Below are 17,601 nucleotides of genomic sequence, written 5' to 3'. Positions count from 1 at the left end.
GCCCCGCCCCTTACGAAGGTTTCTCTCCCCGGCGTCTTCACCCGGTGTAGCCGGTTGTGGCAGCGTTCTCATAAACCCTGTTAAAACCCAGGCTTGAGATATGTGCGTTTATATCCTGGCGTACATGCAGGATCAACCCCCCCATGATCATGGGCTCCCTGAGCCATTTCGATCGTATGATTTTCATCGAACCGTCGCGGTTGAATTTTCCGGAGATCAACGAGTCATCCAGCTCGATCAACCGCTCTTCCCCGATCCCATAGACATGCGCGAACATGCTGCTGCTTGGATTTGTGCAGTAGGCGCTGTCAGAAGCGATCGCTCCCGCCGCATGCACGGCAAAAAAATCACTGGCGACGATCTCCGACTGCGTATAGGCGTAGGTGAACCCGGTGACCGGAGAGAACATATGGTTGTCGATGTTTGCCGGAGGACTCATGATCATGAGGAAACTCAGGACAACAACGAATGCGGAGGCGAAGCAGGAGACCACGTGGGGTCTCTTCAGGTTCGACGCCCCGGCGGTAGAGAGTGCGGCCGCCAGCGGGATGCTCAGGAGAATCTGGGAGAAGTACCACCACCGGTGTTCGATTACCGAGTGTCCCGAGATGAGGGAGAAGAAGCTGATGGCGAGGGGGGCCACTCCTGTGCATGCCATGGCAAAACTCAGGCGATCCCCTTTCGGCGAGATCATGGAAAAAATCCCGATGAACGAGACCGTGAAGAACAGGAACATCCCGATGTTGTTGAACAACTGCTCCGTAATCGGGACAACGGTTGCAGAACCCAGAAACTCTTCAGGCGTCGTCACGAAGACGTCTATGCTAAATCCCCGCCTGAGGAGGTTTCCCAGTGACTCGATACTATTGGAGGCGTAGGTCCACCAGGCGAACATCCCTATAACAAAGCCGTTCGGGATATATAACGGGAAATTATTCTCCATTTCCGGGTGATAGGCCTGATAAAAGGCGAACGCACCCCAGGCGATGAAGAGGAGTATGGCCATACACATGGCGGCGACGGTATGCGTCAGAATGGTGGCTGCCAGTACGACAACACAGAGTGCGGCGGATTTAGCAGGGAAACGCTCCCTGAACTTGAAGAGAATAAGATAGAGGGCGATTGGAATAAAAACGGCGGCAAATGCGTTGGGGATGGACCAGTAGGACATGTTGATATGATGGTTTGCGATCACCACCATCAGGGCGGCCAGCCAGCCTATCCGGTGGCTCTTGAAGAGACGGCTGGCAATGAGGTAGACAAATATGGCGTTGCAGAGGATCTGCCCGAGGCTCACCGAGGCCATTGCGGCGAATTTGTACGAAAGGCCTGTGATGAGGGAGGTGGCGGCGATCATGAGGTGGAAGAGTGGCAGGGTTGCATAGACGTAGTTCTCTGGAATGAAGCCCGCGCCCAGGATTTGATGGGTGAGATCGGAATGGTACCAGGGGTCTATCCCGAGGAGGCTCGGGAAGATCAGCAGCTGGGACCAGGCGACGCTCAGTCCCAGCAGCAGCACCTGGATGAAGATGAGTGCGCTGTGCCGTCGGTTCGAGGTGAAGATCTCGCAGGCAAGGACGCCTGCCATGAGTGCCGTCAGGATAAAGTACAGGAGCGGACGCTCGTATTGGTCCGGCCGGAAATATACCGTGAGGAGGCTTGTGGTATAGAGTCCAAAAAAGCAGATTGTCCAGAAGGTTGTCAGGTTTCTTGACCCCGGGGCGTGGATCGAGAAGGTGTGACGTTTCCGGATCGCCAGCCAGAGGATGCAGGAGATGAGGGTGAGGATCCCGGTGAGCTGGTACACCACCCCGCTGCTCTTCCTGCCCAGGTAGACGATCAGGGCGAGCGAGAGGATGACCCCTGCAATGGCGAGCGTTCTGTCAAGGTCACGGAGAAGAGGAGAGTCTTGTAACCTCATGGTATTGCTCTTCCGGGATGTCCCTCCACCGGGAAACCAGAGGCTTAAAATCCCCCTCCACTATCTCTCCCCTCCTTTGCTGCCTTCTCCAGGCGCCCGGGTCTGGATTACGTTCCCGGCACTGCACATCCTGGAGGTGCTGGCCATCATAAATCCAGTCCAGCCATTTCTTATATCGTATATATAAAATCTCCTGTGCTCGGTTGATCAATCTGCGATCGCCCGGGCTTTGCACGCTCACACATCCCAAATAATGCGGGGTGAATGCCATTTATCTTGTGGGGTAAAGGGGTGGAGCAGGAAGACCCCGGCCTTCAGGCCGGGGATGAAAGCAGAACCCCTTTCGACATGACCGATCTACAGCAAACTATTTTATTATTGTATATTCTGCAATTACGTGTATGCTTCAAGCCTACACGTATCGGATGTATCCCAATCGGGAGCAGGTTGCATCCCTCATGCAGCACATCCATGCCTGTCGGTTTGTGTACAACCATTCTCTGGAGCAGAAGATCCGGACATATGAACAGGAGGGTCGAAAACTCTCCTGTTTCGACCTGAACAACCATCTTCCTGCGCTCAAAGAAGCGCACCCGTGGCTCAAGGCTGTTAACGCTCAGTCGCTCCAGAGTGCAAACAAGAACCTCGACAATGCTTTCACCCGATTCTTCCGTGAGAAGAAAGGTTTTCCGAAGTTCAAGTCGAAGAAGGTAGTGTTTCAGATCTTCTGTAATTCGTCTGAGCCCTGTCTCCTTGTTTGATCATTCCCCCTCCATCGTCAAATATCTTCTGCCGGTCACCCACTCCTCATTGATGTCCATCAGGATGGATCCTGCCAGCCTGAGGAGTGACTCTTCATTGGGAAAGGCCCCTACAACTTTGGTTCTCCGTTTCAGTTCCTTGTTGACTCTTTCCATCATGTTCGTCGTTCGGATCCGCTTTGCGTGCTCTTTCGGGAACGCCGTGTAACTCATAAGTCCCGGGATGAATCTCTCGATCGTATTGGCCGCTTTCCGATATCCTCGTTCGTTCAGATCATCTGCAAGCTGCTGAAGTCTTTCCTCGTCCCCATATGCCTCCTTCAAGGACTCAGCAACTTCTTTCTGATGTTTCCGTGGAATATTCTTTAAAACCGCCCGGGTGCAATGGACCGAGCACATCTGCCACGATGCGCCGAGGAAGGCGGCTTCCGCCGCCTTCTGGATCCCGGCATGACCATCTGAGACAACCATCTTGACACCCACCAATCCTCGTTCTTTGAGGTCTTCGAACAATCCCGACCAGAACATCTCATTTTCACAATCAGTGATTCTGGCTCCCAGGATTTAGCGGTAGCCATCCATTCGAACCCCGGCGATCACCAGAAGAGCTTTGGTGATGTACCGTGGTCCCTCTCTGACTTTGTAGTACGAAGCATCCACAAAGAGATAGGGAATCTCCTGTTCAATCGGCCTCTGAAGGAATGCATGGACCTGTTCATCGAGGTCCTTTGCTATCCTGGATACTGAAGCAGGAGAGAGTTGTTCGATGCCAAAATGAGCAACAATCTCCTGGATCCTGCGGGTTGAGACTCCCTGAAGGTAGGATTCAAAGATAGCATTCTCAAGAGCCTTCTCAACCCGGGAATCGCGTCCAAATACCTGTGTTTCGAAGGGGAACTCTTGGAACTGAGGTTTATGGAGGATCGTTTCTCCATATCGTGTTTTCAGAGATCGCTTCTTGTAGCCGTTTCGGTGAGCCTTCCGCGCATCGGTTCGTTCATACTGCTCGGCTCCCGCCTGTTGGAGGGCTTCGAGCAGCATCACCTGGTTGAGGAACCAGGTGATGAGGGTCTTCATGCCATTCTCATTATCGGAAAGATAATCTTCGATTAACGCTAAGAGATCCATGGCCCTGTTTCTCCTTTCTGCAAATCTAGGTTGGATTCAGGGCCAAATTATTTTTACAGAAGATTCGTTACACTGTCGGCATGCCGGCGGTGGGTCAGCACCGGGGTCTTCACGATGGCCGAGATCCGCGGCGCCTCTCTTGCCGCCCATGCCGCCGCCCGCGAGGCGAAGGATAATGAGGCGGCCTGTTTTGCCGCACGTGCCGCAGGCCAGGCGGTGGCGACTGCGCATGTCCCGCAGCACGCCTATGGGGCGGCGTACTATGCCTTGAAAGCCGTGGCGGCGGCCGGGGGCGACGTTGCCGGGGAGAGGGAGTGGCAGTCTGGGTGTCTTCCGGTGGGGCTGCGGGAGGAGATCATGGGCAGGATCATCGTCCAAAAACGCGGCGACGGGGTTTCTGTCAAATTACAGAAGGGCGAGGGTTTTTGATGAATTTATCCCCCTCAAAATCCTATCCGGGTATCAAGGGAGGCCCCCGGGAGAGCGTTATGCGTCACCACAAAAACATCGTCCTCATCGGCATGCCGGGCGCAGGGAAGAGCACCGTGGGCGTCGTCCTTGCAAAATCCCTCGGCATGCGGTTCATCGATACGGATATCCTGATCCAGGAGCGGACCGGGAGGATGCTCCAGGAGATCCTTGACCGGGACGGGCCTGATGCGTTCGGGCGGATCGAGGAGGAGACGGTCCTCTCCCTCCACGCGGAGCATGCGGTGATCGCGACGGGCGGGAGCGTGGTCTGCAGCGAGGCTGCGATGGCGCACCTGAAGGCCGGAGGTGTGGTCGTGTACCTGGAGATCTCGTACGACGAGATGGAACGGAGGCTCAAGAATATCACGACGCGGGGGATCGTCCTCCTTCCGGGCCAGAGTCTCCGCGAGATGTACGACGATCGGGTTCCGCTCTATGAGCGGTATGCCGATCTCACCGTCGCCTCTTCGGGCGGGGATCTGGAGTCTGTGGTCGGGAAGGTGATGGGGGCGGTGTGAGGGATCCGGCCACGCTGCGGTGTGGCGGGGAATGTGCGAGGATCGTCGGCATTCTCCGGGCGAAAAAAGGCGTTGCCAGGTCCATCGGTCTTTTCAGGCGTGAGCGTTATCTCTCCGAGACCCTCGGAAGAACGGTGGACCTGGTCGAAAAGAGTGCACTCAGACCCCGCATCGGTCGCCGTGTCCGGAAAGAGGTCCTGTATATATGACAGTGCGACGGAGAGAGATTATGGGGGGAAAGATATGAGAAAACCATTGATATTTGGCGTTATTTGCACCCGTGATGGCGGCGACCTGTCCTGAACGGCCCCTCAAAAGACTGAAAAATTCCATTCGGAATTTTATCAACATCAAAATCTCAAAAAGAAAATGGGCCCGCTGAGATTCGAACTCAGGACCTCCGCCGTGTGAAGGCGACGTCATGACCAGCTAGACCACGAGCCCAGATGCATCGACCGGGAATTGAACCCGGGCTATTGGCTTGGAAGGCCAAAGTCATGCCACTAGACCATCGATGCGCGAGTGTCTGTGTGACACCCTATATGATCTGCGCGATGAGTTTAAAATGGTATTGCCGGGTGTCTCCCCGTCTAATACCCCATCTCCTCTGCCACCTGCTCCAGGGCCGCCACGCGCTTTTCCAGGGGCGGGTGGGTGGAGAAGAGCTCCATCAAGGTGTCGCCCGAGAGGGCCGGGATGATGAAGAAGGCGTTCGCCCCCTCGACCGCCCGCTTCTTCTCGGCCGGCACCATGTCCATCCTTCCGCTGATCTTGTAGAGCGCCGAGATCAGCGCCTTGGGCTGTCCCGTGATATAGGCGCTGCCGCGGTCGGCTGCAAACTCCCGGTAGCGGGAGAGTGAGCGGATCAGCAGGGTGGAGACGATCCAGACGACGATGGCGACGATCCATGCGATCAGCCACGGGCTCCCTTCCCGCCGGTCGCCGAGGGAGAAGAGCCAGGCGTTCTGCATGATGATCGTGGCGATCATCGCGATGAACGAGGCGATCGTCAGGGTCAGGACGTCGCGGTTCTTCACGTGCGAGAGCTCGTGGGCGATCACCGCCTCGAGTTCGTCCCGCGTCAGGAGCCTTGTAATCGAGTCGGTCACCGCCACCACGGCGTGGGAAGGCGACCGCCCGGTCGCAAAGGCGTTTGGCACCGGCGACGGCATCACGGCCACGCGGGGCTTGGGGATCCCGGCCTCAGTGGAGAGTTTCTCCACCATCCGGTGGAGTTCGGGATACTCCTCGGCGCTCACTTCCCGGGCGCCCGTACTCCAGAGCACCAGCCTGTCTGAGAAGAAGTACTGGCCGAACGCCATCACGAAGGCGATGCCGAACAGACCCCACATCCCAATCCCCGGGAACAGGGCCCCGAGAACTGTGAGGAAGATCAGGTAGACCAGGAGCAGGAGTGCCCAGGTCATGATGACCCTCATCGTGAGCCCTATGTCACGCTTCCATTTCATATTACTATCAGGTATCTCCTCTCAGCCTATAATACCTCTGAAACCGCGAACCGGTGACGAATGTCTATTTCTATCGGCGGTTTCAAACAGTGAGGTCAGATGGAACTCGACGAAGTGACAATCAGCAGGGCGATCCTCGCCACACAGATGGAAACGATGGTCGAATACCTCGACCTCGACGTCGCCGTCGTCGGCGGTGGCCCCTCCGGGATCACCTGTGCGGCCCTCCTTGCGGAGAAAGGGGTCAAAGTCGGACTCTTCGAGAAGAAGCTCTCCATCGGGGGCGGGATGTGGGGCGGCGGCATGATGTTCCCGCGCATCGTCGTCCAGGCGGAGGCGAAGCGGGTCCTGGACCGTTTCGGGATCGCATCACAGGAGTTCGAGCCCGGCTACCACGTGGCAAAATCGGTCGAGGCGGTCTCCAAACTCACTGCCGCCGCCTGCACCGCCGGGGCCGAGTTCTTCAACCTCATCGCCGTCGAAGACGTCGTGATCAAGGGCGACGGCCGCCTCGCCGGTCTGGTCGTCAACTGGAGCCCGGTCGAGATGGCCGGCCTCCACATCGACCCCCTCACCATCAGGTGCAAGGTTGTCGTCGACGCCAGCGGCCACGATGCCACCATCGCCCACATGGTCGCAAAAAAGGGCGGTGACCTGCCCATCCGCGGCGAGGGCTTCATGTGGGCCGACCGCGCCGAGGGCAACATCGTCGAGCACACGAAAGAGGTCTTCCCCGGCCTCTTCGTCTGCGGCATGGCCGCCAACGCCGTCGCCGGCGAGTGCCGCATGGGCCCGATCTTCGGCGGCATGCTCCTCTCAGGCGAGCGGGCCGCCGACCTCGCGGCCGCGGCTCTGCTGCACCCCTGAAGAGTGGCACCACCAGAGACACTCCCATGCACACCCTCGACGAGATCCGGGCATATATCACGGGCATCCTTGCCGACCCCGAGGTCAACCGCCTCTCGCCCGACGACGCCGAGCCCGCATGGGGCCCGCCCCTCCTCGGGGTGAGCGACGGCGACGACCTCCTCTACGAGGAGGTCAAAGAGGATATCGGCTCCTTCCACTGGACCCCCCGAGAGATCTTCGTCCTCTCCTTCCCTGACCTGACGGTCCCGCCCGGCGGCCTCTCGGTCATCGTCTGGGCCCTCCCCCAGACCGCGGCCACCCTGAAGGACCAGCGCGAAGCGACCCTCCTCCCCTCCCGCCGCTGGGCGCAGAACCGCCGCTACGGCGAGGAGATCAACGATCTCCTCCGCAGGCGTCTCGCTGCCGCCCTCACTGCCGCAGGCCATCCGGCCGTCGCCCCGGTCGCCTCCCCCCTCTGGCGGCGGGAGACCTCGGCACGCCGGGGCGAGGCCTCGACCTGGTCGGAGCGCCATGCCGCCTGGGTCTCCGGGCTCGGCACCTTCGGGCTCTGCGACGGGCTGATCACGGAGGCGGGAAAGGCGGTGCGGATCGGTTCGGTGGTCGCCGCCCTCAGCCTCCTGACGACGCCGCGGCCGTACGCCGGCCTCCATGACTGGTGCCTCCACGATGCCGGCGGTGTCTGTCATGCCTGTATCGACCGCTGCCCGGCCGGGGCGATCACGGAGGCCGGCCACGACAAAGAGCGGTGCATGGCCTACATCAGGTCGGTCGCCGCTCCCTCCTGCGGTGGGACCAACGCCTGCGGCCTCTGCCAGGCCGGCGTCCCCTGCGAGCACGCGAACCCCGCTCGCACCCCCTGAGATAACCTTTTTTGATCGCCTCTCCAGAGACATGATCATGGACGATGTCGACTCCGAGGCACTGGCTGACGCAGCATATGGCATCTTTGAGATCCTGCTGAACAAAGGGCTCCTTGCACGCGGCTCCCCCCTCTTCGCCCGCGTCGAGGGCGGGATCGACTTCGAAGAGGACTTCCGCGCCATCTTTGCAGCCTTCGAGCAGGACTATCTGCCCCTCGCCGCCGCCCTCCTCGCCCGCTTCGGGAGCCAGGACGTCATCTACGACATGCTCAAAAGAGGCGAGGGCGTCGCCCCCTCCAGGACCACGCAGATGTACTGGATCGTCGAGGACAACCCCTCCGCGGGCGAGGTCGACGTCACCGGCGAACAGGTCGGAAAATGGCTGATCTTCTCGGAGGCCGCCGACGTCGAAGCCCTCTGGCAGAAGGTGCGGGACGCCACCGTCGCCGGAGAACTTGGTATCTCGTCAAAAGTAAGCACCGCCCGTCCCAACCCCGACTCCCGCGACGACCGGAAGGTGATCTACGTTTACACAAAAGACTGGAGCGACGAGGCCGACGTCATGCGGGTGCGCGAGCGCCTCCGGGCCCTCGGCGTCACCGGGCGAATAGGCTACAAGCGCAACATCGAGACCTTTGCCGGGGAATACGCCGTCAGGGGGAAAAAGGTCACCTATTACAGTGTGTGACGGCCGGGAACCATCCCGACGTTACAGAAAATCCCCGCAGAAAAAGATGCAAGGGCCCTGCCGGCCCCGCGGGCGGCCGGACGTCCCCTTTTTATGTGCGCCTGTATCAGGCCTTGCGTTCCTTGTTCTTCGGGCGGAGGTGCTGGTAGCCGCACTTGCGGCATTGCGTCGCCCTCAGTGCATTCCGTGCATTGCAGCGCATACAGATTTTAACGTTGAGCAGTCGTGCTTCAGCTTCGGGGAACCGTGCCATATCTTATCTCACCACGTTTGTCCAGTTCTAAGTACAACGTTCTCTGCATTCTTAAGGCTATTGATCCTCCAGCCATGCCCTGAAGGCCGCGAGGGCGCGGGCCCGGTGGGAGATCAGGCTCTTCTCGGCAAGCGGGATCTCGGCCAGGGTCCGCCCTTCGACCGCAAAGATCGGGTCGTAGCCGAAGCCCTCGCCGCCCCGCGGCGCCTCAGTCACCATCCCCTCGATCACGCCGGAGAAGATCCTGACCTCCTCCCCGTCGGCATAGGCGATCGCCGTCTCGAAATGTGCCTGCCGGTCGGCGACGCCGTCCATGAGTTTCATGATCCCGGCGTTCCCGATCGTCTCCTGGACATAGGCGGCATACGGGCCGGGAAACCCGTTCAGGGCGTCGACACAGAAGGCCGTGTCGTCCACGATCAGGGGCTGCCCGATACGGGAATAGGCATAGCGCGCCTTCTCACGCGCGATATTCCGCACGTCGTTGTCCCGGTACTCCGGGATCTCCAGCCGCACGTGCTCCACGACGGCCACGCCCTCGAAGAACTTCGCCACCTCGGCTGCCTTGTGCGGGTTCGAGGTCACGACGGCGATCTTCAGAGGTACCGCCCCCGCCGCTCGATCTCCTGCTCGCGCTCCATAATCGCCGGCGCTTCAGGGAAGGCGGAGGCGTAGCCCTGCAGGAAGGCAGTTTTAAGACGGTCGGGCTCTGCGGTGGTGCTCTCCAGTGTCTGGAAGAGGACGTGCAGGTCCACGCCCCGGTCCTCGATCTCGGCCGAGGTGAACGCAAGCCCGAAATCGATGAGCACGCACCGTCCTTCACGCGCGATCATGTTCGAGGTCGTCAGGTCGCCGTGGACGATCCCTGCCGCATGCAGCCGCCCGACCGCCTCGCCGGCGATGGCGAGATGCTCGGGCGTCGGTGCGTCGCGCAGGAGGACGCCGTCCACCCGCTCCATCGTGATCGTGTCCCCTGAGACGTCGTAGATGATTGGCGTCGCCACCCCGCCCTTTCTGGCGGCGGCGACAAGGCGCGCCTCGGCCCGCGTCCGCTCGGCGATCAGCCGTGCGTCCAGCGCCGCCGCCCGGTAGGACTTCGAGACCCGGCGCTTCGTCACATCGTCCTCGCCGATGACCACGACCGCCTCGGCGCCCTGGCGGGCGCCCGCGGCCGGAACCTTCTGCGGCTCGGTCCGCCAGACCACCGCCACCTCGTCGGCGCGGTAATGGGAGTTGGCGCGGGAGTCCTCGATCTGCAGGGTCACCCCGTGCTCGAGGATGATCTTTCCGGTGTAGGCGATCATCGCCCCGTTGTCCCCGCAGAACTGCCGCTCCGGGACGAAAAGCCTGGCCCCGCGTTCCTCGCACATCACCTGCAGCATCTCGCGCAGGCGGGCGTTGGCGGCCACGCCCCCGACCAGGAGCACCTCGTCCTTGCCGGCCTGCGCGAGCGCCCGTTCTGTCACCTCGACGCACATCGCAAACGCCGTCTCCTGCAGGGAGTGGCAGACGTCCTCGAGTGGTGCTCTGCTCTCCTGAGCAGCACTGATCAGCCCGGAAAAGGCGAGGTCCATCCCCTTTACCGTATAGGGGAGGTCGATATACCCGCCGCCGCGGGCAAGTTCTTCGATCCTGGGCCCGCCGGGGTGCGGGAAATCCTTGCTCCGGGCAAACTTGTCCAGCCCGTTCCCGATCCCGATGTCCAGGGTCTCCCCGAAGATCCGGTACCTCCCGTTCAGGTAGCCGATCACCTGCGTGTTCGCCCCTGAGACATAGAGGGTGATCGGGTCATCGCACCCGGTCGCAAACCGCCCGATCTCGATGTGGGCGACACAGTGGTTCACGCCGACGAGGGGGACGTCCAGCGCCAGGGCAAGGGAGCGGGCGGCCGTCGCCACCGTCCGCAGGCAGGGGCCGAGCCCCGGGCCCTGCGAGAACGCTACCGCGGCAATCTCACCTGGATCGGTGAGCACGGCGGCGATCACCTCCTTCATGACCGAGGCATGGTGCTGGGCCGCTTCACGCGGATGGATCCCACCGCTCCTGGGCTGGTACGGGTTTGAATGGAGGGAAACGAGTTCGTCGCCAAAAATAGCGGCACTGAGGTTCCAGGCCGTGCCTTCGATCCCCAGTACCTTTGTGCCCTTTTGCATTCTTTATTCGGTAAATTCAGTATATCCACACTTTCCGCAGGAAAGGCGGTCCTTGTGCTGGGCCATGAAAACGCCCGGCCCGCAACGGGGGCAGTACTTCCGCTGTGGCACGGCCTTCTTGCCGTCGACCGCGAAGTACGCGCTCCGCTTGACCGAGGCCGGGGCTGCTGCCTTCTTTGCCGCTGCCATCTTACTCTGCCTCCGCAGCCTTCGGTGCGCTGCGCTTGATCAGGTAGTCGCGCTCGGTCATCTTCAGGCTCTCCTCATCGTCGTAGATCCGTGCGACGCCTCTGAGCTCCATCGTGCCGAACTGCTTCTTCATCGAGTCAAGAACCACGAGGCTCTCGCTGGCGTTCATGAGCGCGCTGAACTTTCCGAGAATCTGGGCCCTCGAAGGGGTGGCCCCGTCGTAGGCGAGGGTAAAATGCACTTCCCTGCGGTTTAAAAGTTCATTCCGGTAGTCACGGGTGATCTGAAATTCCATCGATATCCCTCAAATATTGTCGACCTGGTTATTTAAAACATGAGGGCGCGGGATCAAACTGCCCTATACGCAGACAAAGAGGGAAAGAAGGTATTTTGCCGCTTCTTTCAATGCCGGAGTCACCGTGCAGACAACGACGCCTTCACCGGGCTGGCCGTACAGGATCACCGTCCCTTCAGGGGCGGCGAGGGCGAGCGGGATCACCGCGAGGTCTTCCTCGCCGTCCACGGTGATCAGCACCGGGGGATTTTCCACCGCATCCTCCAGCGCCTCGATGAGTTCCTCGGTCAGGGTTCCGGCCTGGTTCTTCACCCTGACCCGGCGATAGAGAAAAAGAGGCGTCCGGTTGCAGGGAACCCGCATCGTATACCCGTCTATCACGGCGATCTCCGGCGGTCTGCCTGCGGCCAGGAGGTTGTGGGTCACCACGTCCCCGACGGCGTACAGGGTTTTGCCCTCCAGGGATGGCAGCGCCTCCTCGAGCTCCGGGAACAGCGTCCCGAATGGCTCTTTAAACTGGTCCCGATGTTCTTCGGGCAGATAAAACATCAGCGGACCTTCAGGGCGTAGCGTCCGGGCATGTCGATGTTCATCTGTTTTGCAATCCCCGAGTGTCTCGGGTCGATGACGATCAGGTAGCCGGCCCAGTCCTCGCTCAGGTTCGTCGACCCGCAGGTCATGCAGGCCTCACCCTCGACCACCTTGTGGCAGCTCTGGCAGGCCTTCATCTGTTTTTTCTTACGCGCTGGCGCCATGCTGGCTCTTCTCCTTCTCGCGCTCTTCGATCAGCCACTTGTCGGTGCCGAGTCCTGCCTGACGCATCGTCAGCCCGATCTTGCTCTCGCGCGGCTCGCGCTCGTTGAGGCTCAAGGTTACCACGCGGCAGCGGATCGCCTCGCCCACCTGGATCGACCGTTTCGTCTCCTGGCAGTTGAGGGTGTTGTTCTTCTCGTCGTAGGCGATGTAGTCGTCGGAGATCTGGCTCACGTGGAGCATCGCATCGATCGGCCCGAGCGAGACGAACGCCCCGAAACTGGTCGTCTCGACCACCTCGCCTTCGATGACCTCCTGCAGCACCAGACGGAGCACCAGCGCCTCGAAGGTGACGTCGTAATAGACCGCCCCGTCTCCGTGGACGATCTCGCCTTCGCCGACGTTGTTGATCTTCGTTACGGCGATGAAGATGCCGATCTCCTTGTCTATGCTCCCTTCGAGCTGTTTCTGGAGTTCGTCCAGGATCACATTTCTCAGGTCTTCGCCAAGGCGGTGCGGGGGCACCCTCACCTTGTCATCGAGCGTCACACGGTAATACATGCTATCCCCTTAAAATTTCCAATTTTTTCTGGTTTCTCAGCGTGATCACGGGCACACCCGCCGCAAGGAGGGCAACCCTCAGGCGGCGGTCGTTCGTCACCACCATACACCCCTCGGCCGCCGCATAGGCGGCAACCCGGTCATCGACCGAGGTCGCTGTACTCCGGCCTTCGACGGCAGTGCAGCGCCCGGCAAACATCAGACCGGCCCGGGCCGCCGCGGCGTCGTTCCCTGAGCCGCGTGCCAGCCCTTCGAGTTCGTGCACGACGTCCTGCAGCACGAGCGGCTCGTACTTCCCGAGCAAGGACCGAAGCTCATCGAAGAGGTCGATCCGAAACTGCACGGGCATCATCAGGGCGTTGGTGTCGAGGAGCACCTTCACTCGGCAAGGATCCCCATGCCGATCAGGCGCCAGCGTCCTTCCACCTGACGGCTGATCGCGATCCTCGCCCCGACGTCTGCACATACCGGCCTCTTCAGGACGACTTCTGCCTGGTCCTTCTTTGTGTTCGTCACCACGCCGACTGTCACCGCCGTGCCCACCGAGAGCATCAGCGGCTCTTTGTGCTTCAGGGGCGTGATATCCAGTTCGCTGCCCGAACCCACGACACGGTCCATCAGCTTCACGGTGAAGGTGAGGTGGTCCAGGATCTCCGGGAGTTCGCCGACATGGCCGGCCACCTGTCCAACCAGCATATCGCTCTTGGTGATCGCCGGGTCAAGTTTCGTCCCGATTGCCATCAGGCCGCCGGGGGTCGCCTCGGCCACCTTCCGCTCGCCGGTATGGATCGAGACAACCTTGGTGATGATCGGTTTCCAGACTGTCCGGTTCTCCACCTGCATCTGGATGCCGGGCCGAATCTCGATATCGTCGCCGTCCTTGATCGCTCCCTGCGTCAGGGAACCGCCGATCACGCCGCCTTTCAGGTCGCGCCAGTTCGATCCCGGCTTGTTGATGTCGAAGGACCTGGCGATGAGCATCTGGGCCGTTGCCCCGGGGTCTCGCTCGGGTGCGGGGATATAGGTGTCCAGGGCCTGGATGAGCGCCCCGATATTGATCTTTTTCTGGGCCGATACCGGGATGATGGGCGCATCTTCTGCGATCGTTCCCTTGACGAACGCCTTTATCTGTTTATAGTGTTTGAGTGCGTCCTGCGGGGAAACGACATCGATCTTGTTCTGAACGATGACAATATTCTTGATCCCCACCAGTTCAAGGGCCATCAGGTGCTCTTTTGTCTGAGGCTGGGGGCATGGCTCGTTGGCGGCGATGACGAGCATCGCCCCGTCCATCAGGGCCGAGCCCGAGAGCATCGTCGCCATCAGGGTTTCGTGCCCGGGTGCGTCCACGAACGAGACCGTTCTGAAGGGAGCGCATTTCTCTCCGCAGACCGGGCAGTCCGGAGAGATCGAATAGCCCTCCCCTCCCTCGTGCTTCTCACACCGGTAAAATGTGGCGTCGGCATAGCCGAGCCTGATGGAGATGCCGCGCTTCATCTCCTCACTGTGGCGGTCGGTCCAGACCCCGGTCAGACCCGACACAAGCGTCGTCTTACCGTGGTCCACATGCCCAACCAGCCCGATATTGACATTGGGTACCATTACGTCATGCAAACTGATTCAAACCTCCCTTCCTATATATATCGCACTCTTTATAGATAAATCGGTGCCGGGATCGCTACCGTCCGCTTTCGTGGATCCGCGGTCTGACGCATAATGTGTATGTACGAGGCTGGCTGAATCTGCCGACTTGGTGTTACCATATTCCGCATGCTTTATATTGTCCCATGTACCACTGAGGTGTATGAACCCGGAGAGCGAACTCTCACGCATTGGGATATCCCTGCCCAAAAACCTCCTTGATACGTTCGACGCCATTATCGGGGCGAGAGGTTACTCCTCCCGTTCGGAGGGTATACGGGACGCGATCAGGAGCTACATCACCTACTACAAGTGGATGTCGGATGTCAAGGGCGAGCGGCAGGGCGTGATCACGATGGTCTACGACCATGACCAGCGCGGTCTCCTGCAGACGATCACCGATATCCAGCACGAATATATTCACACCATTCAGGCCTCGATGCATGCCCATCTCAGCCACGATCAGTGCATGGAAGTGATCCTGCTCCGCGGGGACGGCGCCGCCCTTAAGACGATCGCCGAACGTCTCATGTCACAGAAAGGGGTTGCGTCGGTAAAATTGACCACGATCCCGATCGAGAAGGAGGATTAACCCCCTCCCTCACAGGCTCCGTCGATCTTGCTCCAGGCGTCGTCGAGATCCTTCTCGAACGCCTTTTCTCTCTTGAGGCGGTCGTCCAGATTCTCTTTCTTCCCGGTACGCCTTGCCTCCAGAATGGCGGCGGGCTCAATCAGATCGGCCCGGTACAGGAGGCCGGTGGAATCGAGTTCGGCAAACGTCTCCCCTTCGATCACCTCGATCCTCTCCACCTTTCCGGCTGTTCCGGTCCGCGGGTAGCGCACCGTCATCCCCACGACAATCTCCGCGGCGTCCATGAAAGAGAATGGGGGCATGAAGGTATAAATGATCGCCCGGCCTAATCCTCTAAGATGTCCCTAACCTTCAGCCACGTCAGAAAGCAGTATTACGACGGGACCCACCGTTCGAGACCCCCCGAAGAGACCCTGCAGGCCATTGAACCACTGATGGACGAGATCGGCGTCGTCTCGGTCGAGGACGTCACCCACCTCGACCGCCTCGGCATCCCGTGCTTCTCGGTATTCAGGCCGACCGCCGCCATCGGTTCGGCAAAATATCATGCCGGCAAAGGAAAGGGGCCGGTGCAGGCGAAGGTCTCGGCGATGATGGAGGCGATCGAGCGCTACTCCGGCGAATACCGATGCGATTTCATGGAGTATGCGAGCTTCGAGGCGCTCGGGATCAGACGGGCACTCGACCCGGCCGACCTGATCCTGCCCCGCCCCCTGGAGGAGAACGAGAAACTCCACTGGACGCCTGCTTTTGACCTCCTGAACGATGAGGAGATCCTGGTCCCGTCCAACGCCGTCTTCCACCCCTATGACTGCCTGGGCCAGACAGTGCCCCTCTTCATCTCTGACACGAACGGCCTTGCCTCGGGCAACGTGATCGAGGAGGCGGTGCTCCACGCCCTCCTTGAGGTGATCGAGCGCGACGCCCTCTCCCGGGCTGAACGGCGGCACTCGATGGGGACGAGACTCTCGGTCGGGGAGACCGGGCCGGTGCGGGAGATCCTGGACCTCTATGCCGGACACGGGATCGAGATCCATCTATGGCTCCTCGAGGGCCGGACCGGGATCCCTACGGTGGCGGCGGCGGCGGACGACACCCTCACAAAAGACCCCTCTCTCCTGGTCATGGGGGCTGGGACGCATCTCGACCCGGAGATCGCCGCACTGCGGGCGCTCACCGAGGTGGCGCAGAGCCGCGCCAGCCAGCTCCAGGGCGGGCGGGTCAACCCTGACCGCCAGCACCTCCTCGAACGGATCGGCTACGACCGGATGAAGCGGATCAACAAGGAATGGTTCTGCGATGCTCCCTCCACCTCAATCGAGGGACTGGCGAACCTGGCTACCGACTATTTTGACGAAGACATCGGGGTCGCCCTTGAAGAGATCGGGAAGGAAGCCGAGCGCGTGCTCGTCTGCGACCTTTCCCGCACCCCTGTCCCGGTGGTCAGGGTGATCGTGCCGGGCTTTGAGGTCTCGCACATGAACAAGGACCGAATGGTCAAAAAGCGCTAATAATTTATCAGTTTCTGCAGTCTCTCTGCAAGTGCGACGGTCCGGGGACGCGGCCGCCCGGGATCGCCGCCCTTTTTCTCCCGACCCCTGAGCGTTGCAAAGATTGCAGCGATCGCCTGCCCGTGCGAGGGGCCGTAGCCGCCCTCCAGCACCAGGGCGAGGGGCAGGTCGAGGTCCAGGAGCATCCTGGTCAGCACCCCGTAGTCGGGCGGTGAGAGCAGCATTCGGCCGTGTTCGTCGTCGGCCAGGGCGTCCTGCCCTGCGGAGACCAGGACCAGGTCTGGCCGGTGCGCCCTGATTGCCGGCACAAAGACCGCCGAGAAGATCCGCGCGTAGTCGGCGAGGGTCGCTCCTGGTGCCAGGGGGGCGTTGATCGTATATCCCCTCCCTTTTCCGGTGCCGATCTCTTCGGGCCATCCGGTGCCGGGAAAACTGTTCTCCTGGTGGACCGAGCAGTAGAGCACCCGGTCGGACGGGTAAAAGATCTTCTGGGTGCCGTTGCCGTGGTGGAGGTCCCAGTCCACGATGGCGACCCGGTCGAGGTGCCGGAGCGCCTTTGTGACGGCGACGGCGGCGTTGTTGAAGATGCAAAAACCCATCTGCCGGTCGGGCTCGGCGTGGTGACCCGGCGGGCGGACAAGCGCAAAACAGTTCTCTCCGTCGAGCGCCCGCTCGATCGCCGCATGGGTGGAGCCTGCGGCCGCAAGGGCGACCTCGAACGAAGAGTCCGATACATAGGTGTTATCGTCGAGAAAACAGCTGCCTGTGGCCATCTGCTGGATCCAGCGCACATAGGCTGGTTCGTGGACCGCCTCGATCTCCTCGACCGTCGCAGAAACCGGGGGGTGAACCGGGATATCCCTGGGGAGGCCGGCGAGCACCTCCCTGAGACGGGCGCTCGTCTCGGACTGTCCGCTCCCCGGAGGGGCTGACATGTCGTGTTTTGCAAACACTCTCCCGGTGATCG

At 60.7% G+C, this 17,601-nt stretch carries 22 protein-coding genes, 2 tRNA genes and 1 pseudogene; 8 read left to right on the top strand and 17 right to left on the bottom strand.

Annotation, left to right across the window (positions count from 1 at the left end):
* Positions 1 to 37 precede the first annotated feature (37 nt).
* Positions 38 to 1,921 carry a hypothetical protein gene (locus HWN36_RS08380; RefSeq protein WP_176788924.1) on the bottom strand — a complete coding sequence of 628 codons (1,884 nt, stop codon included), beginning with the start codon at positions 1,919 to 1,921 and terminating at the stop codon, positions 38 to 40.
* A 401-nt stretch (positions 1,922 to 2,322) separates the two neighbouring features.
* Here HWN36_RS08380 and HWN36_RS08375 point away from each other — a divergent pair, with 401 nt between their 5' ends.
* Positions 2,323 to 2,682, top strand: a complete 360-nt coding sequence (locus HWN36_RS08375) for a helix-turn-helix domain-containing protein (protein WP_246269883.1) — start codon at positions 2,323 to 2,325, stop codon at positions 2,680 to 2,682.
* Here the strand turns inward: HWN36_RS08375 and HWN36_RS08370 are convergent.
* Positions 2,683 to 3,810 (bottom strand): annotated as a pseudogene (locus tag HWN36_RS08370) (IS256 family transposase).
* A 30-nt stretch (positions 3,811 to 3,840) separates the two neighbouring features.
* On the opposite strand from HWN36_RS08370, the gene HWN36_RS08365 reads away from it, so the two are divergent.
* Positions 3,841 to 4,239, top strand: a complete 399-nt coding sequence (locus HWN36_RS08365) for a putative immunity protein (protein ID WP_343044958.1) — start codon at positions 3,841 to 3,843, stop codon at positions 4,237 to 4,239.
* 59 nt (positions 4,240 to 4,298) lie between these two features.
* A complete protein-coding gene (locus tag HWN36_RS08360; protein WP_176788923.1) occupies positions 4,299 to 4,799 on the top strand; it encodes a shikimate kinase in 501 nt (166 codons plus the stop codon).
* A gap of 370 nt (positions 4,800 to 5,169) precedes the next feature.
* Here the strand turns inward: HWN36_RS08360 and HWN36_RS08355 are convergent.
* The 3 genes from HWN36_RS08355 to htpX all read right to left on the bottom strand — a co-directional run bounded on the left by HWN36_RS08355 (position 5,170) and on the right by htpX (position 6,268).
* Positions 5,170 to 5,243 (bottom strand) — tRNA-Val (locus HWN36_RS08355).
* Positions 5,244 to 5,246: 3 nt separating this feature from the next.
* Positions 5,247 to 5,317, bottom strand: a tRNA-Gly gene (locus tag HWN36_RS08350).
* 72 nt (positions 5,318 to 5,389) lie between these two features.
* Positions 5,390 to 6,268: a zinc metalloprotease HtpX gene (gene htpX / locus HWN36_RS08345; protein ID WP_176788922.1), complete on the bottom strand. Its 879-nt coding sequence runs from the start codon at positions 6,266 to 6,268 to the stop codon at positions 5,390 to 5,392.
* A 99-nt stretch (positions 6,269 to 6,367) separates the two neighbouring features.
* Between htpX and HWN36_RS08340 the strand changes: the two genes are divergently transcribed.
* Genes HWN36_RS08340 through HWN36_RS08330 form a run of 3 tightly spaced genes read left to right on the top strand, consistent with a single transcriptional unit; the run spans position 6,368 to position 8,686 of the window.
* Entirely contained in the window at positions 6,368 to 7,135 is a 768-nt protein-coding gene (locus HWN36_RS08340) for a sulfide-dependent adenosine diphosphate thiazole synthase (protein WP_176788921.1), read from the top strand.
* A 26-nt stretch (positions 7,136 to 7,161) separates the two neighbouring features.
* Positions 7,162 to 7,998: a 4Fe-4S ferredoxin gene (locus HWN36_RS08335; protein ID WP_176788920.1), complete on the top strand. Its 837-nt coding sequence runs from the start codon at positions 7,162 to 7,164 to the stop codon at positions 7,996 to 7,998.
* Positions 7,999 to 8,035: 37 nt separating this feature from the next.
* Positions 8,036 to 8,686, top strand: a complete 651-nt coding sequence (locus tag HWN36_RS08330) for a putative phosphothreonine lyase domain-containing protein (RefSeq protein ID WP_176788919.1) — start codon at positions 8,036 to 8,038, stop codon at positions 8,684 to 8,686.
* 106 nt (positions 8,687 to 8,792) lie between these two features.
* Here the strand turns inward: HWN36_RS08330 and HWN36_RS08325 are convergent, their stop codons facing one another.
* The 10 genes from HWN36_RS08325 to HWN36_RS08280 all read right to left on the bottom strand — a co-directional run bounded on the left by HWN36_RS08325 (position 8,793) and on the right by HWN36_RS08280 (position 14,492).
* Positions 8,793 to 8,939, bottom strand: coding sequence for a 50S ribosomal protein L40e (locus HWN36_RS08325; RefSeq protein ID WP_004040735.1), 147 nt, complete (start codon positions 8,937 to 8,939; stop codon positions 8,793 to 8,795).
* 57 nt (positions 8,940 to 8,996) lie between these two features.
* Positions 8,997 to 9,539: an RdgB/HAM1 family non-canonical purine NTP pyrophosphatase gene (gene rdgB / locus HWN36_RS08320; RefSeq protein WP_176789607.1), complete on the bottom strand. Its 543-nt coding sequence runs from the start codon at positions 9,537 to 9,539 to the stop codon at positions 8,997 to 8,999.
* Positions 9,536 to 11,092, bottom strand: a complete 1,557-nt coding sequence (locus HWN36_RS08315; RefSeq protein ID WP_176788918.1) for a bifunctional N(6)-L-threonylcarbamoyladenine synthase/serine/threonine protein kinase — start codon at positions 11,090 to 11,092, stop codon at positions 9,536 to 9,538. Before HWN36_RS08315 ends, rdgB begins: the two co-directional genes overlap by 4 nt.
* A gap of 3 nt (positions 11,093 to 11,095) precedes the next feature.
* A complete protein-coding gene (locus HWN36_RS08310) occupies positions 11,096 to 11,281 on the bottom strand; it encodes a 30S ribosomal protein S27ae (protein WP_004040732.1) in 186 nt (61 codons plus the stop codon).
* Position 11,282: 1 nt separating this feature from the next.
* Positions 11,283 to 11,576, bottom strand: coding sequence for a 30S ribosomal protein S24e (locus HWN36_RS08305; protein WP_176788917.1), 294 nt, complete (start codon positions 11,574 to 11,576; stop codon positions 11,283 to 11,285).
* A 63-nt stretch (positions 11,577 to 11,639) separates the two neighbouring features.
* Entirely contained in the window at positions 11,640 to 12,125 is a 486-nt protein-coding gene (locus HWN36_RS08300) for a GTP-dependent dephospho-CoA kinase family protein (RefSeq protein ID WP_176788916.1), read from the bottom strand.
* Complete coding sequence (gene spt4, locus HWN36_RS08295; protein ID WP_176788915.1) at positions 12,125 to 12,331, bottom strand: transcription elongation factor subunit Spt4; 207 nt, start codon at positions 12,329 to 12,331, stop codon at positions 12,125 to 12,127. Before spt4 ends, HWN36_RS08300 begins: the two co-directional genes overlap by 1 nt.
* On the bottom strand, positions 12,315 to 12,890 hold the full coding sequence (locus HWN36_RS08290) for a DNA-directed RNA polymerase (RefSeq protein ID WP_004040728.1): 576 nt from the start codon (positions 12,888 to 12,890) through the stop codon (positions 12,315 to 12,317). The genes spt4 and HWN36_RS08290 overlap by 17 nt, the downstream gene beginning before the upstream one ends.
* Position 12,891: 1 nt before the next feature.
* A complete protein-coding gene (locus HWN36_RS08285; protein WP_176788914.1) occupies positions 12,892 to 13,272 on the bottom strand; it encodes a PIN domain-containing protein in 381 nt (126 codons plus the stop codon).
* Positions 13,269 to 14,492, bottom strand: coding sequence for a translation initiation factor IF-2 subunit gamma (locus HWN36_RS08280; RefSeq protein WP_246269881.1), 1,224 nt, complete (start codon positions 14,490 to 14,492; stop codon positions 13,269 to 13,271). The genes HWN36_RS08285 and HWN36_RS08280 overlap by 4 nt, the downstream gene beginning before the upstream one ends.
* A 202-nt stretch (positions 14,493 to 14,694) precedes the next feature.
* On the opposite strand from HWN36_RS08280, the gene nikR reads away from it, so the two are divergent.
* Positions 14,695 to 15,123, top strand: coding sequence for a nickel-responsive transcriptional regulator NikR (gene nikR / locus HWN36_RS08275; RefSeq protein ID WP_004040725.1), 429 nt, complete (start codon positions 14,695 to 14,697; stop codon positions 15,121 to 15,123).
* Here nikR and HWN36_RS08270 read toward each other — a convergent pair.
* Positions 15,120 to 15,407, bottom strand: a complete 288-nt coding sequence (locus tag HWN36_RS08270; RefSeq protein ID WP_176788912.1) for a DUF2098 domain-containing protein — start codon at positions 15,405 to 15,407, stop codon at positions 15,120 to 15,122. The two genes, nikR and HWN36_RS08270, sit on opposite strands and share 4 nt — an antisense overlap.
* Before the next feature lie 54 nt (positions 15,408 to 15,461).
* Here HWN36_RS08270 and HWN36_RS08265 point away from each other — a divergent pair, with 54 nt between their 5' ends.
* The gene (locus HWN36_RS08265; protein WP_176788911.1) at positions 15,462 to 16,634 is read left to right on the top strand and encodes a YcaO-related McrA-glycine thioamidation protein; all 1,173 of its coding nucleotides are present in this window, start codon (positions 15,462 to 15,464) and stop codon (positions 16,632 to 16,634) included.
* On the opposite strand, the gene HWN36_RS08260 is transcribed toward HWN36_RS08265, so the two are convergent.
* A complete protein-coding gene (locus HWN36_RS08260; RefSeq protein WP_246269880.1) occupies positions 16,631 to 17,569 on the bottom strand; it encodes a histone deacetylase family protein in 939 nt (312 codons plus the stop codon). The genes HWN36_RS08265 and HWN36_RS08260 overlap by 4 nt on opposite strands.
* Between the last annotated feature and the right edge of the window lie 32 nt (positions 17,570 to 17,601).

The organism is Methanofollis tationis, assembly GCF_013377755.1.
Lineage (GTDB): Archaea > Halobacteriota > Methanomicrobia > Methanomicrobiales > Methanofollaceae > Methanofollis > Methanofollis tationis.
The sequence above is the reverse complement of the archived record's forward strand: the minus strand, read 5'-3'. Positions and strand labels throughout refer to the sequence as shown.

Bases quoted from the DNA above. Each gene is read 5' to 3' on its own strand.
- HWN36_RS08380 (WP_176788924.1), bottom strand. From the start codon at position 1,921: ATGAGGTTACAAGACTCTCCTCTTCTCCGTGACCTTGACAGAACGCTC.
- HWN36_RS08375 (WP_246269883.1), top strand. From the start codon at position 2,323: ATGCTTCAAGCCTACACGTATCGGATGTATCCCAATCGGGAGCAGGTT.
- HWN36_RS08360 (WP_176788923.1), top strand. From the start codon at position 4,299: ATGCGTCACCACAAAAACATCGTCCTCATCGGCATGCCGGGCGCAGGG.
- htpX (WP_176788922.1), bottom strand. From the start codon at position 6,268: ATGAAATGGAAGCGTGACATAGGGCTCACGATGAGGGTCATCATGACC.
- HWN36_RS08340 (WP_176788921.1), top strand. From the start codon at position 6,368: ATGGAACTCGACGAAGTGACAATCAGCAGGGCGATCCTCGCCACACAG.
- HWN36_RS08335 (WP_176788920.1), top strand. From the start codon at position 7,162: ATGCACACCCTCGACGAGATCCGGGCATATATCACGGGCATCCTTGCC.
- HWN36_RS08330 (WP_176788919.1), top strand. From the start codon at position 8,036: ATGGACGATGTCGACTCCGAGGCACTGGCTGACGCAGCATATGGCATC.
- HWN36_RS08325 (WP_004040735.1), bottom strand. From the start codon at position 8,939: ATGGCACGGTTCCCCGAAGCTGAAGCACGACTGCTCAACGTTAAAATC.
- HWN36_RS08315 (WP_176788918.1), bottom strand. From the start codon at position 11,092: ATGCAAAAGGGCACAAAGGTACTGGGGATCGAAGGCACGGCCTGGAAC.
- HWN36_RS08310 (WP_004040732.1), bottom strand. From the start codon at position 11,281: ATGGCAGCGGCAAAGAAGGCAGCAGCCCCGGCCTCGGTCAAGCGGAGC.
- HWN36_RS08305 (WP_176788917.1), bottom strand. From the start codon at position 11,576: ATGGAATTTCAGATCACCCGTGACTACCGGAATGAACTTTTAAACCGC.
- HWN36_RS08300 (WP_176788916.1), bottom strand. From the start codon at position 12,125: ATGTTTTATCTGCCCGAAGAACATCGGGACCAGTTTAAAGAGCCATTC.
- spt4 (WP_176788915.1), bottom strand. From the start codon at position 12,331: ATGGCGCCAGCGCGTAAGAAAAAACAGATGAAGGCCTGCCAGAGCTGC.
- HWN36_RS08290 (WP_004040728.1), bottom strand. From the start codon at position 12,890: ATGTATTACCGTGTGACGCTCGATGACAAGGTGAGGGTGCCCCCGCAC.
- HWN36_RS08280 (WP_246269881.1), bottom strand. From the start codon at position 14,492: ATGGTACCCAATGTCAATATCGGGCTGGTTGGGCATGTGGACCACGGT.
- nikR (WP_004040725.1), top strand. From the start codon at position 14,695: ATGAACCCGGAGAGCGAACTCTCACGCATTGGGATATCCCTGCCCAAA.
- HWN36_RS08270 (WP_176788912.1), bottom strand. From the start codon at position 15,407: ATGGACGCCGCGGAGATTGTCGTGGGGATGACGGTGCGCTACCCGCGG.
- HWN36_RS08265 (WP_176788911.1), top strand. From the start codon at position 15,462: ATGTCCCTAACCTTCAGCCACGTCAGAAAGCAGTATTACGACGGGACC.
- HWN36_RS08260 (WP_246269880.1), bottom strand. From the start codon at position 17,569: ATGTCAGCCCCTCCGGGGAGCGGACAGTCCGAGACGAGCGCCCGTCTC.